The 12,766-nt window shown below is 61.2% G+C and carries 14 protein-coding genes; 7 read left to right on the forward strand and 7 right to left on the reverse strand.

What is annotated here, in order from left to right:
* Positions 1-32 precede the first annotated feature (32 nt).
* From J2Z75_RS07895 to J2Z75_RS07905, 3 genes are all read right to left on the reverse strand, one after another.
* Positions 33-1,334: an RtcB family protein gene (locus J2Z75_RS07895; protein ID WP_209850119.1), complete on the reverse strand. Its 1,302-nt coding sequence runs from the start codon at positions 1,332-1,334 to the stop codon at positions 33-35.
* 276 nt (positions 1,335-1,610) lie between these two features.
* Positions 1,611-2,132, reverse strand: coding sequence for an EF-hand domain-containing protein (locus J2Z75_RS07900; protein WP_209850121.1), 522 nt, complete (start codon positions 2,130-2,132; stop codon positions 1,611-1,613).
* 139 nt (positions 2,133-2,271) lie between these two features.
* Complete coding sequence (locus tag J2Z75_RS07905) at positions 2,272-2,985, reverse strand: pyrimidine 5'-nucleotidase (protein WP_209850124.1); 714 nt, start codon at positions 2,983-2,985, stop codon at positions 2,272-2,274.
* Between the two features lie 135 nt (positions 2,986-3,120).
* Between J2Z75_RS07905 and J2Z75_RS07910 the strand changes: the two genes are divergently transcribed.
* The 3 genes from J2Z75_RS07910 (at position 3,121) to J2Z75_RS07920 (ending at position 5,835) form a co-directional block, all read left to right on the forward strand.
* Complete coding sequence (locus tag J2Z75_RS07910; RefSeq protein WP_209850127.1) at positions 3,121-3,912, forward strand: sterol desaturase family protein; 792 nt, start codon at positions 3,121-3,123, stop codon at positions 3,910-3,912.
* Positions 3,913-4,088: 176 nt separating this feature from the next.
* Positions 4,089-4,994, forward strand: coding sequence for a DMT family transporter (locus J2Z75_RS07915; protein WP_209850130.1), 906 nt, complete (start codon positions 4,089-4,091; stop codon positions 4,992-4,994).
* A gap of 73 nt (positions 4,995-5,067) precedes the next feature.
* Positions 5,068-5,835: an isocitrate lyase/PEP mutase family protein gene (locus tag J2Z75_RS07920; protein ID WP_209850133.1), complete on the forward strand. Its 768-nt coding sequence runs from the start codon at positions 5,068-5,070 to the stop codon at positions 5,833-5,835.
* A 279-nt stretch (positions 5,836-6,114) separates the two neighbouring features.
* Here J2Z75_RS07920 and argB read toward each other — a convergent pair whose 3' ends face one another.
* Positions 6,115-7,002, reverse strand: a complete 888-nt coding sequence (argB, locus tag J2Z75_RS07925) for an acetylglutamate kinase (protein ID WP_209850136.1) — start codon at positions 7,000-7,002, stop codon at positions 6,115-6,117.
* Positions 7,003-7,188: 186 nt separating this feature from the next.
* Here argB and J2Z75_RS07930 point away from each other — a divergent pair, with 186 nt between their 5' ends.
* The 4 genes from J2Z75_RS07930 (at position 7,189) to msrB (ending at position 9,987) form a co-directional block, all read left to right on the forward strand.
* The gene (locus tag J2Z75_RS07930) at positions 7,189-7,728 is read left to right on the forward strand and encodes a sigma-70 family RNA polymerase sigma factor (protein ID WP_209850139.1); all 540 of its coding nucleotides are present in this window, start codon (positions 7,189-7,191) and stop codon (positions 7,726-7,728) included.
* Positions 7,725-8,447 carry an anti-sigma factor gene (locus tag J2Z75_RS07935; RefSeq protein ID WP_209850142.1) on the forward strand — a complete coding sequence of 241 codons (723 nt, stop codon included), beginning with the start codon at positions 7,725-7,727 and terminating at the stop codon, positions 8,445-8,447. The genes J2Z75_RS07930 and J2Z75_RS07935 overlap by 4 nt, the downstream gene beginning before the upstream one ends.
* A 249-nt stretch (positions 8,448-8,696) precedes the next feature.
* Positions 8,697-9,254: a fasciclin domain-containing protein gene (locus J2Z75_RS07940; protein WP_209850144.1), complete on the forward strand. Its 558-nt coding sequence runs from the start codon at positions 8,697-8,699 to the stop codon at positions 9,252-9,254.
* 241 nt (positions 9,255-9,495) lie between these two features.
* A complete protein-coding gene (gene msrB / locus J2Z75_RS07945; protein WP_209850147.1) occupies positions 9,496-9,987 on the forward strand; it encodes a peptide-methionine (R)-S-oxide reductase MsrB in 492 nt (163 codons plus the stop codon).
* A gap of 33 nt (positions 9,988-10,020) precedes the next feature.
* Here msrB and yihA read toward each other — a convergent pair whose 3' ends face one another.
* The 3 genes from yihA to J2Z75_RS07960 all read right to left on the reverse strand — a co-directional run bounded on the left by yihA (position 10,021) and on the right by J2Z75_RS07960 (position 12,697).
* A complete protein-coding gene (gene yihA / locus J2Z75_RS07950) occupies positions 10,021-10,674 on the reverse strand; it encodes a ribosome biogenesis GTP-binding protein YihA/YsxC (RefSeq protein ID WP_209850150.1) in 654 nt (217 codons plus the stop codon).
* Positions 10,675-10,759: 85 nt separating this feature from the next.
* Positions 10,760-11,677, reverse strand: coding sequence for a DMT family transporter (locus J2Z75_RS07955; protein ID WP_209850152.1), 918 nt, complete (start codon positions 11,675-11,677; stop codon positions 10,760-10,762).
* 93 nt (positions 11,678-11,770) lie between these two features.
* Positions 11,771-12,697 carry a DMT family transporter gene (locus J2Z75_RS07960; RefSeq protein ID WP_209850155.1) on the reverse strand — a complete coding sequence of 309 codons (927 nt, stop codon included), beginning with the start codon at positions 12,695-12,697 and terminating at the stop codon, positions 11,771-11,773.
* Between the last annotated feature and the right edge of the window lie 69 nt (positions 12,698-12,766).

Raw genomic sequence — 12,766 nt, forward strand, 5'->3', positions numbered from 1 at the left:
GTGGAGGTCTTCTGGGTTCGGGCATCAGGAACTCAGCGGCCAGCACGGTTCCAGTTCATGTCACCGGCCATGATCGAGCCGAGCGGCATGATGCGCTCGGAGATGTGGGCCAGCTTGTGCTTTTCAATTTGGCTCGCGACCTGCTCGGCATTCTTGTAGGCGCTCGGTAGCTCGGAGATATCGGGCTTGCCGGTAAAGAACCGTATATCCAGCCCTTTCGTCTCGCGAGCCACGATCTCGGCAATATTGTTTGGGCTGAGCCCGCGGGCATCGGCCTTGAACTCCTCCATCAGCCGCCGCAGATGGGCGGTGCGGGAGAGGTTGCGCCCGGCACCATGCGGGGCGAAACCAAGAGCGTCGGCGCGGTCGGCATGGGATGCAATCAGGATCGGCTGGGCCATGTTCAGCGGGATCAGGGTCAGGCCCGTGTCATCCGGCGAGAAGCCGCTGAAAGACGGTGTTGCGCCCTTGCCGTGATAGAACAGGCCGTCGCGAAGGAACACGAAATTGTGCTCGTTCCAGAACTGGTCGGTGATGGCATTGCCAAGCCGCAGTGCGATCTTGCGGTGGATCGCGAAGTGGTTCAGTTTCGTCCATTCGCGGACCAGCTGCAGCGCTTCCCAATATTGTGCGCCCACATCGCTGTTGGCATCGATCCACGAATTGTGCATCGGCACTTTGGGAGCGTGAATGGCGGTGTGCTTCTGAGCGGCAGCGAGCCCGCGCTTGTAGACCTGCGCACCGAGGCCACGCGAGCCGTGGTGCGTGACGAGGGCGCGCCGATGGTCTGATTCGGTTTCCCCGATATAGAGAAAATGGTTGCCGTCGCCCTGCGTCATGAAATGCTGCTCGGCGTGTGCTTCCAGACCTTTCAGAAAAAAGTTCTTCTCGAACTTGTCGATCAACTGTGCGAGCTCTTTATTCTTCCCCACTTCGCTGACCGACCGTTTGCCGGGGCCGAAATGCGTTGACGCAACCGAAGCATCGAGCATGTCGGCAACCGCGTCGTTGCGCTTGAAGAAGGTTACGGCCATGGAGCAGCAGATGTCGGCCGAGTGAAAACCGGGATGAATCGCATCCTTGGTGGCGACGACACCGCCGACAGGAATGGTGCCTGGGGTGGAGCCGGATGGGCAGGCATCGGGCATGACCGCGGCCTTGCTGATGGTCGGCACACGCAGCAGCACGTCCATGTGCTGGATCACCGCATGGACGTTGATGATTTCGTCGTCGGTTTCCGGTTCGATGAATTGGCCGAACGGCAGAGTATTGGTGCGGAGCGGGGGCTGATCGGCGGCTTGCGGGGCAAATTTGCCGGTGCTCGGATGGCTCATGTCGGGTTCCGGTTCTGAAAAGAGGTCCCGATATTGCCATTGCAGGCATGGTCGCGGATGATGTCCTCGTGGTTGCGATAGATGAGCACAATACACCACAATACACAAAGACTGGTCAAGTTCACCTCCGGACCCTCATGCTGGTCTTGCCAGGGACCTTGAAGCCACCGGTCTGTCGCAGGGCGCATGATGGGGGAGGTCGAATGGTTCGCAAACCAGCGACGATTTCCGACAGTCTGGCGCCCCGGCCATCGACGGCCGGGGCGTGACTTGGAGTCAGATCTTCTTGGTGAAATCGGCGGCGTCGATGAAGCCGTCGCCATTGGCGTCGCGGCGCTTGAACATCTTGCCGGCCTGTTCCGTGACTTCGGCCAGGCTGAGCGAACCGCTGTTGTCGGTATCGACGCGCTTGAAGGCCTTGTGCCGCATGCCGGGCAGCATCGCCGGGCGCATTTCCCTGAGCTTCTCCATCGCCACCGTCTTGTCTTCGCCGGTCTTGTCGCGTGTGGCGCGCATTTCCTTGCGGGCTTCGCGGAAGGCCTGGCGCTTGGCCTTGATCTCGTCGCGCGTCACCTGGCCGTTGCCGTCGGCATCGAATGTCTTGAAAGCGTCGGTGGTCCGCGCCTGGACCTCGTCCAGCGAGACCTTGTTGTCGCCGTTGGTGTCGAGGCGCTTTATCATCCATTCGGCCCGTTGTTCCGGTGTCGGCTTCTGCCGGGCGGCGAAAGTGGGGGCGACGAAGCCAGTCAAAGTGAGGCTGGCAGCGACGACGCCGAGAATGAGGGTGTTCTTCCGCATGTCAAAATCCTTTCAGTGATCCTTGTCCCTGAAAGCAGGATAGACGGGTCCGGCGCGATGACCAGTTAAACTTTTGTAATTTAAGCCTTTGACATAAAAGGGGTTTTTTCGTGTCGAAAATACGTTTCGATAGGCGGCGTCAACGCTCCGAAACAATCCGGGTGAGGAAGCCGGTCAGGTCTTCGGTGACATAGTCGGCCTGCGCGTCGCCGTCCCCGGTCTTTTCCCAGGCTTCCGCGAATTCGTACTCGAAATTGCGTGGCACCAGCAGCACCGTCTTCATGCCGAGCGCCTTCGGTACCACCAGATTGCGCGGCAGGTCCTCGAACATGGCGGCGCGTTTGGTGTCGACCCGGTGCAGGCTCATGAACTTGTCATAGGTATCGCCGGCCGGCTTGGGCACATATTCAGCCGCGACGATATCGAAGATATCGTCGAAGTGGTCGAGGATGCCGAGCGCCCGCGCCGTCATCTCGGCATGCTTGACGCTGCCATTGGTAAAGATGAACTTGCGGCCTGGAAGCGCGCGGATGGCATCGCCCAGCGCCGGATCGGCGGGCACGACGGAATAGTCGATCGCATGCGCCTTTTCGAGGAAATCGTTGGGGTCGATGCCGTGATGGATCATCAGGCCCTGCAACGTCGTGCCGTGATCCCGGTAATATTCCTTCTGCAGCGTCTTGGCGGCCGCCGGATCCAGCCGCAGCAGCGTGGCGACAAAGGCCGTCATGTTGCGGTCGATCTGCGAGAACAGATTGACATGATGCGGATAGAGCGTGTTGTCGAGATCGAACACCCAGTCGGTGACATGGGCGAAATCGGCTTTGGTCGGCAAGCGGTCGAGCTGGGTCATCCGCGCCTTATGCCATGGCGGATGTGACGAGGAAATGGGCTTTGTGAGCGTCGCGCGCATTTCCACCTTGAATTGCCGAGCCGATGTGTCACGGTTCGTGCCGGAGCGGTTTGGCGCAGGGGCTTGGAAGTGCCGATGTCGGATGAATTCTTCTATCTGTTGTTTCTGTCCGGCTTCTATGCCGCATCAGTCATTACCTACTTCGCTTTCGGTTTTGCCATAACCTGGATGAACGACCGCAATCCCGAGCGGAAGATCCAGAAGGGGCGCGGCTCGAGCAAGCGCCGCAATGCGGAAATCCGGCAGAGCCTGGCCTCGATGTTCAGCGCCTGCCTGCCGCTGACGATCGGCCTCTACCTCCAGCAAAAGGGCTGGGCGCCGGCGCCCTGGGCCTTCAGTTGGTGGACGGCGGTGCCGCTCTTCCTTCTCGTGATGTTCCTGTACGACACTTGGTTCTATTTCATGCACCGGTTGCTGCACACGAAATGGCTCTACCCCCTGCATGCGCTTCACCATAAGAGTGTCGCACCGACGGTCTGGAGTACCTATTCCGAGGATGTCCTCGACAACTTCCTGCTGCAGGGTTTTTCGGCGGTCATCGTCCTGGTCGTCCCGTTTCCGCCGGCCATTCTGATTGGACAACGCGTATTCGAACATTTCAACGGCATGTTCGGCCACTGCGGGTTCGAGTATTTTGCGTCCTCGACGGCGCGTTATCCGTCACCGATGCTGTGCACGACGTTCCATGACCAGCATCATTCGGGCTTCCGCTACAACTACGGCAATTACTTTTCCTTCTGGGACCGCGTTCTGGGCACCGTCTCGCCGGACTACGATCAGCGCGTGAGGAAGACGGAAGAAGAAGCGCCACCGCTGACATTCCGCCAGGTCGCGGCTGTGCCTGATGCTCGCGAAGAATCGGTCTGAAACGTCTCGCGGCCGCCATCGTCAAAACCCGCCGGGCCAACGGCGCAAGGCACCTCCCGCTGGCTGGAGCGCTTCCGGTGGAAACACCGGCGGGCGTTGTGACCGAAAGGCGACAAATCTCCGCCGTCGCCCACACAGATATGGATTCCGCAGTTGCGCCATGCTAGCGGGCAGGGATGGAAGCCTGGATCGCCATCACCATCACCGCCGCCTTTTTGCAGAACCTGCGCTCCGCGTTGCAAAAGCATCTGCAGGGCTCGCTCGGCACGACAGGCGCGAGCTTCGTGCGCTTCGGCTTCGGCTTTCCGCTGGCGATCGCCTATGTGCTGGGGCTGCATTCTTTCGCGGGCTATGCCTTTCCGGTGCTGACCGGCGCCTTCGTGTTCTGGGCTGTACTCGGGGGATTGGCGCAGATCTTTGCGACGATTCTGCTGGTCTATCTCTTCTCGCTGCGCAATTTTGCCGTCGGCACGGCCTATTCGAAGACCGAGCCGGTGCAGGCGGCGATCTTCGGGCTGATCCTTCTGGGCGAGCGGCTGACGCCGGGTGCTGTCGCGGCGATCATCGTCGGCGTCATCGGCGTGATGATGATTTCCGTGGCGCGGATGCCGCTGTCCTGGCGCAACCTGATGGTGGCGCTGACCGGGCGCACGGCGCTGATCGGCATCGCCTCGGGCGCGGTGTTCGGCATTTCGGCGGTGGCCTATCGCTCGGCGTCACTGTCGCTTAATGGGCCGAATGCGGTGATGCAGGCGGCCATGACGCTTGCCTGCGTGACGACGTTCCAGACGGTGTTCATGCTCATCTGGATGCTCATCAAGGACAAAAGCGAGATCGGACGCGTGGCGCGCTCCTGGCGGTCGTCGGCGCTTGTCGGGCTGGCGGGCGTGACGGGGTCGGCCTGCTGGTTCACGGCGATGACGCTGCAGCAGGTCGCCTATGTGCGGGCGCTGGGCCAGATCGAACTGGTCTTCACCTTCATGGCCTCGATCTTCCTGTTCCGCGAGCGGATCAATCGCATGGAAACGGCGGGATGCCTGCTGATCGTGACGGGTATCCTGCTGCTGTTGATGTGGACGTAAGCCGATCACCAGCTCTGGCGCCGGCTATCCCTGTTGTGGCATGACAGGGAAAGACGTTTTCGGAGGAAAAGCGATGAACCAGACGGACAAGGCAAAGGCGTTCACGGAGCTGCACCGCAAGGGCGATCCGCTGGTGCTTTACAACATCTGGGACGCGGGCAGCGCCAAGGCGGTGGCAGACGCCGGCGCCAAGGCGCTGGCGACCGGAAGCTGGTCGGTGGCCGCTGCCAATGGCTATGGCGACGGTCAGGACATTCCGTTGCTGCAACTCGTCGATATCGCCCGCGCCATCGTGGCTTCGACCGATCTGCCGGTGTCGATCGATTTCGAGGGCGGGTATGCCGAAGATGGGGAAGGCGCTGCGCTGAATGTCGCACGGCTGATCGACGTGGGCGCTGTCGGCATCAATTTCGAGGACCAGGTGGTCGGCGGCAGCGGGCTGCATACGATCGAGGCGCAGGCGGCGCGGATCAAGGCGATCCGGGCGATGGCGGATGAGAAGGGTATTCCGTTCTTCATCAACGCCCGCACCGACCTGTTCCTGAAGGTCTCCGACCCCGTGCGCCACGCACCGCTGGTCGACGAGGCAATCGAGCGGGCAGCGGCGTATGCTGAGGCCGGCGCCAGCGGCTTCTTCGTGCCGGGCTTGTCGAACCCGGACCTGATTGGTGGAGTTTGCGAGGCTGTTGTGCTGCCGGTCAATATCATGATGCGGCAGGGCATGGACGTGAAGACGCTGGCCGGGCTTGGCGTCGGGCGCGTCAGCTACGGGCCGGGGCCGTACCGCGCGATGATCGAGTGGCTGAAGGGTGAGGCGAGCGGGGTTTATCAGGGACGCTGAGGGGCTTGGGTTTCCAGCGCGCGGGGTTAGCGGTTGTGGAGCGACGCACCTCACCTCACCTCACTCTCCCGTCATCCTCGCCCTTGTGGCGGGGATCCAGTAGCGGCGCGTCTGCGCCGCTGAAAGACTCTTTTCACGCGACGGACGTCGCGCGGCTGGATTCCTGTGACGAGCACAGGAATGACGGAAGTGGGGGATTGTAACCAGCCATTTCGACGGCGCCAGCCGCACTCAAAACAACGAACCAACCCCAACCGCTGCCGAACTATCTGCCATCCCTCACGGAACGATCAGCGTCCCAGCCCCATGCTCCGTGAAGATTTCCAGCAGCACCGAATGGGCCGTCTTGCCGTTGAGGATGACGACGCCTTCGACGCCGCGGGCGAGCGCTTCGATGCAGGTTTCGACCTTGGGGATCATGCCGCCGGAAATCGTGCCGTCCTTGATCAGCGCATGTGCTTCGGCGACCGAGAGTTCCTTGATCAGTTCGCCCTTCTTGTCGAGGACGCCGGGAACATCGGTGAGGAACAGCAGGCGGGTGGCGTGCAGCGCGCCGGCAATGGCGCCGGCAAAGGTGTCGGCGTTGATGTTGTAGGTGGCGCCATCGCGGCCGGGTGCGACCGGTGCGATGACCGGGATCATTTCGGATTTGGCGAGAAGATCGAGCAGGGTGCGGTCGACTTCGATCACTTCGCCGACGAAGCCGAGATCGAGAACGCGCTCGATATTGCTGTCCGGGTCGATGATAGTCTTGCGGGCCTTCTGGGCGAAGACCATGTTGCCGTCCTTGCCGCAAAGGCCGATCGCCCATTCGCCGGTCTGGTTGATCAGTGCGACGATTTCCTTGTTGATCGAACCGGCCAGCACCATCTCGACGATCTCGACGGTCTTGGCATCGGTGACGCGCAGGCCGCCTTCGAATTTCGATTCGATGCCCATCTTGGTCAGCATCGCACCGATCTGCGGGCCGCCGCCGTGGACGACGATCGGGTTGACGCCGGACTGTTTCAACAGCGCGATATCCGCGGCAAAGGCCTTGCCGAGCTCGGCATTGCCCATGGCGTGGCCGCCATATTTGACGACGATCGTCTTGTTCTCGTAGCGCTGCATATAGGGCAGCGCCTTGGCGAGAAGATTTGCCTGGATTTCGCTTTCGGATGCGGACATGGGAATACCTCGAAATTAGCCGGGTGCTGTTTAGCGCAAGTTGCCGGTGGAGGGAATGATCAGCAGTAAAGATAAAGCCGGTGTGACATCGGCTGTGGTTGCCGACTTTATCTGATGCGGATCCCTTTTTATCCCCCGCCTTGTGCCCTATGTTCGCCGCTGACGGGGCGAGGACCGGAAGCATCGATGGCCATAGACGACATTTCCACGCTGATCGGCAGGGTCTCGCTGCGGGACCGCGCCGCGTTCTCCGCCCTCTACCGGCTGACCAGCCCGAAACTTTTTGCCATTTGCGTCCGTATCTTGCGGGACCGGACGGAGGCGGAAGAAGCCTTGCAGGAAATCTACATCAAGATCTGGCAGCGGGCCGACCGGTATGCGAGCGGCGACACCAATCCGATGTCCTGGCTTTCGGCGATCGCGCGCAATCATGCGATTGACACCCTGCGGGCGCGAAAGCCAGTGGCAAACACCATTGACGAGGCATATGATCTCGCCGATTCTGCTCCGGACCCGGAAAAAACCGCCATCAATACGGCGGAGGGCCGCCGGATCGACACGTGCATGAACGAACTCGAGGCGGACCGGGCGGAAGCCGTGCGCAAGGCCTATGTCGAGGGACTGAGCTACCAGGAACTGGCCGATCTTTTCGGCACGCCGCTGAATACGATGCGAACGTGGCTGCGCCGCAGCCTGTTGAAACTGAGAGAGTGCATGGAGCGATGACCACACAGAACCCCGAAAGCGGAGATTCCCGTCGCGACCAGGTGATCGCGGGCGAATATGTGCTGGGTGTTCTGTCCGCCGATGATCGCCGCAAAGTCGAGGCACGCATGGTTCTCGACGGCGCCTTCGCGGCCATGGTCGATCATTGGCAGAGCAATCTTTCCTCCTTCGACGATGCCTATGAGCCGATCGCGCCGCCGCCGCAGGTGCTGGTTGCCGTCGAGCGCCGGCTGTTTGCCGACCAGACGAGACCGGTTGCGGCAGCAGGCGGGGTCTGGAACTCGCTGGCTCTCTGGCGCGTGCTGACGCTGGCGTCCGTCGCGTGTCTTGTCACCGTTGCGACATTCTCGTCCGGCATCCTGACGCCGGCAAGCCAGACGCAGCCACTGGTGGCCGAGTTGACCGGGGACGCCAGCACAACGATCAATCTTCTGGCGCAATACGATGCCGGCAGCGGCGCGCTGAAAATTACGCCGGTTGCAGCCAGGCAGGCGGAAACCAAATCGCTGGAACTCTGGCTGATCGAAGGCGACAACCCCGCCAAGTCGCTCGGTGTCCTGCCGCAGACCGGCGAGGGCGAGATCATCATTCCGCAAGAACTGCGCTCCAGGTTCGGAGCGGGCGTCACCCTTGCCGTCAGCGTCGAGCCCTTCGGCGGCTCGCCGACCGGGACCGCGACCGGGCCGGTGGTCGCCGTTGGCAAGACGCGTCTGCCATAGACGGCGACGCTTCACGTTAGCTTTTGCTTACCAAATGCTGCGCCCGAAAGGGCGCAGCATTTTTTCGATCGCTCTGTAGATTGTCATAAAACCATAAAAAATCAAATATTTGGAGAATTCGTATTTTTCCTGAAACTCTTTCGGAAAACCTCCCGTTCCTCGCTTTGTCCTCTGCAGGGAACATGAATTCCAGAAAAATTGGGAGAGGCCCGCATCGCGGGTCAACGAGATCAACAGGAAGGAATAGAAATGTTCAAGTCCATGCTGCGCACGGTTACCGTCGCCTCGATACTGGCCGCCGGCACTTTTGCCGCACACGCCGAAAACCCGATGGTCGGCGGCGCACCGATGTACGACAACAAGAATATTGTCGAGAATGCCGTTAACTCCAAGGACCACACGACGCTGGTCGCTGCCGTGAAGGCCGCCGGTCTCGTCGAAACGCTGTCCGGTGCCGGCCCGTTCACGGTGTTCGCCCCGACCAACGAGGCATTTGCCGCCCTGCCGGCCGGTACCGTCGACACGCTGCTGAAGCCCGAGAACAAGGACATGCTGACCAAGGTGCTGACCTGCCATGTGGTCTCTGCCAATGCGATGTCCGATGCCATCTCCAAGATGGTGGCCGACGATGGCGGTACCCATGACGTCAAGACGGTTGGCGGTTGCGTGCTGAAGGCCAAGGCTGACGGCGGCAAGATCACGCTGACGGATGAAACCGGCGGGGTCGCCACCGTCACAATCGCCGACGTCAAGCAGTCGAACGGCGTCATCCACGTGATCGACAAGGTTCTGCTGCCGAAGGCCTGATCGGCTTCTCGGCAATAGGGATTGGGAGCCGGATGTATTTTCGAATGCATTTTCGGCGCCGGGCCGGAGACCCAACCTCTCCGGCCTCAAGGCCACCGGTCACCACGCACCGGTGGCCTTTTTATATCGTATTCAAGCAGTTCCTCACGCGGGATTGATCGCCAATTGTTTTGCCGCGCAGCGAACGGCGCATTAGTCTGGCGGGGAATTGCCGAAGCCATTCGCCAGACTGGAGAACATCATGACGAGCCGACGCTTTTTTCTTCTTTCCGGAGTTGCCATTGCCGCTACAGCAGCGTTTCGCGGCTTTGCCCCGCAGAGCATCGCCGCCGAAACATTCGAAGTGACGAAAACCGACGCGGAATGGAAGGCCATCCTCAATGACGAGCAGTATCAGATCCTGCGTCACGAGGACACCGAGCGGCCGTTCACCAGCGCCCTCAACACCGAGAAGCGCAAGGGCACATTCCATTGCGCCGGCTGCGACCTGCCGGTCTATTCGTCCGAAGCGAAATATGACAGCGGCACCGGCTGGCCGAGCTTCTGGGAAGCGCTGCCGAACGCGATCGCCACGCGCGAGGATACATCGCTGTTCATGACGCGGACCGAATGTCACTGCCGCCGCTGCGGCGGGCATATGGGCCATATCTTCGATGACGGTCCGCAGCCGACCGGCATGCGCCATTGCATCAACGGGATGGCAATGACGTTCACACCGGCCTCGGCGGCCTGATCGTCTTCGGGGCTCGAAATGTGACAGGGGCGATCAGGTCGAAATGGCGACCTTGATGGCAGCACGCAGTTCGTCCATGCCGATGCCCTTCTCGGACGACGTCGCAAGGACTTCCGGGAAGGCCGCCGGCCTTTTCCTGATCTTTTCCAGCGTTTCGGAAATCAGCCGGGGAACCGCCGGTTCCTTGATCTTGTCGGTCTTGGTCAGGACGACCTGATAGGACACTGCCGCCTTGTCGAGCAGGCTCAGGACGTCGTCGTCGTTCTTCTTGATGCCGTGGCGGCTGTCGATCAGCACATAGACGCGCTTCAGCGTCGAGCGGCCGCGCAGATAGTCGAAAACCAGCTTGGTCCAGGCATCGACATGTTCCTTCGGCGCCTGCGCATAGCCGTAGCCGGGCATGTCGACCAGTGCCATCGGCGGCAAGTCGCCGGGTTCGCCGGAATAGCCGTCCGGCACGAAATAGTTGAGCTCCTGGGTGCGGCCCGGCGTATTGGACGTGCGGGCAAGGCCCTTCTGCCCGACCAGGCCATTGATCAGCGAAGACTTGCCGACATTCGAGCGGCCGGCAAAGGCAATCTCCAGCGGACCTTCCGGCGGCAGGAACTTCATCGACGGCACGCCGCGGATGAAAATCCACGGCCGCCCGAAAAGGGGCTTGTCGTCCTGCGGCTTAACGTCTGTCATGGCGGTCCTGTCCTTGGCTTTGTCAGAGGACTTCAAGGTTTTGCGCCGCCATGTCAAGAAAAGTTGCGTTTTGGCCAGTTTTCGCTCAGCCAAGCGCCCGTCGCTGGCGCCACATCTCGACGCTGAGATAGGACAGCAGCGCGACCAGCACGACCGTTCCGCCGATGACGGTGTTGGTGCTGGGGATCTCGCCATGGATCAGCGCCACCCAGAGGGGCCCAAGCACCGTTTCCGCCGTTCCCAGAAGTGCGGCCAGCGCAGAGGGGACGAGCCGGGCGCCGGTGACGAACAAGGCCAGTCCCAGGCCGAAATTGAGCGCGCCGAAGGTGACGAGAATGCCAAGTTCGGGCGGGGTGACACTGAGGCCGGACGACATGATCGCTGCGACCGTGCCGGCGACGACGGTGCCGAAGCAGACGGCCGGCGTCATGCGCACATGGGCGTAGCGGCGGGTGATCACGGTGGCGAGCGCGAAGACGAAGGCGATCAGGATAGCCAGCGCATCGCCGATCGGTGAAACCGCACCGCTCATGGAATCCGACACCATGATGGCAACGCCGCCGATGACGGCGGCGATGGCAAACCATGTCAGAAGCGAGACGCGCTCGCGGAAAACCATCCAGCTGATGAGCGCGGCGATCAGCGGCACGCCGGCCTGGATGAGAACGACGTTGGCGACCGTGGTATAGGCGAGCGCCAGGATGAAGGAGGTGGAGGCGATGGCAAAGCAGAGGCCGACGGCGACACCCGGCAGGCCCATGCTGCGGAACAGTGTGACCGTGCCGCGCGGGCCGTTGCGCAGAAGCATGAAGCCAAGCAGGAACAGTGCGGCAAACAGCGAGCGCCAGAAGACGATGGTCCAGCTATCCTCGATATGAAGGAAGCGCGCCAGCGTGCCGCCGAAGCTCCAGACGATGGCGGAACCGAGGACGAGCGCGGCGCCCTGCACCGGGCTCTGTGGTCCGGCGTTTACGGATTGCGGCAGGGCGGAGGGCTGCGACATGGCAAGAATCCAATTGCGGTGAGCGTAGTTTAAAAGCGAACGGGAGGATGGGCGCCGATATTCGCGACAGAGCCCTGTCGCAAATCCCGTATGTCATCGATCGCTCGCAGGCACGTTTTCCGGCACGGGTTTGATAACGGCAAGCACGATCCCGCCGATGGCGATGATCGCCGCGCCGGCGATGACGCCCGTGGTCGGGATCTCATTGAAAAACAGAAACCCGATGAGCGCGGCAAAGACAAGCCACGCATAGTCGACCGGCCCGACGATCGCGAGCGAGGCAAGCCGGTAGCCGCGCACGACGCAGTATTGCGCCGTAACGGCGATGGGGCCGAGCAGGAGAAAGGGAACCATGGCGGACAGGGACATGGTTTTCCAGGTCATCACCGCCGGCACGGCCAAAAGGATGATGCCGAAGCCGTTGACATGAAGAAGGACCGTCAGCGGCCGGTCGGCATGGGAGAGAACGCGAATCATCAGGCCTTCGATGGCCAGCAGGGCGGCACCGAGAACGGCAATCGCCGCGGGTATGAGATAGGCCGGCTGGAATTGCGTGAACGCACCACGCGAGACCATGATGAAGCCTGCACCGGCGAAACTGAGCGTGATGCCGACCATATGCTGTTTGGTCACGGTCTCCTTCAGGATGAGAACGGCAAGCGGAATGACGAAAACAACATAGAGCAGGCCGAGCGCGGTCGCATCGACGATCGGCATCTCAGCCGAGGAATAGATCAGCGCGAAACCGCCCGAAACGCCGAAGACAGCGCGCGCCGCATGCGAAAACGGCCGGTCGCTGCGATAGGCGCGCATACTTCCGCCCTTGCAGGCGACGACGCCGAGCAATGTCGCAAAACCACTGACATAGCGAAGAAACTGGATCTGAACGACGGACGTGCTTTCTCCGCCGAATTTTCCCGATGCGAAGATCAAGGAAAATAACGCCGTTCCGAGTACGACCCAGATCATCGCCTCGGCATTCGAATTCAGCAGGTTCTTCCGCAAGACCTTATCTTTCAATGGTTTCTCCCGCATGTCTTGCCAAATCGGCCGCCTGTATTGCAAATTCGATTTTTGAACCCTGGATGA

Source organism: Rhizobium herbae (genome assembly GCF_017873135.1).
GTDB lineage: Bacteria > Pseudomonadota > Alphaproteobacteria > Rhizobiales > Rhizobiaceae > Pararhizobium > Pararhizobium herbae.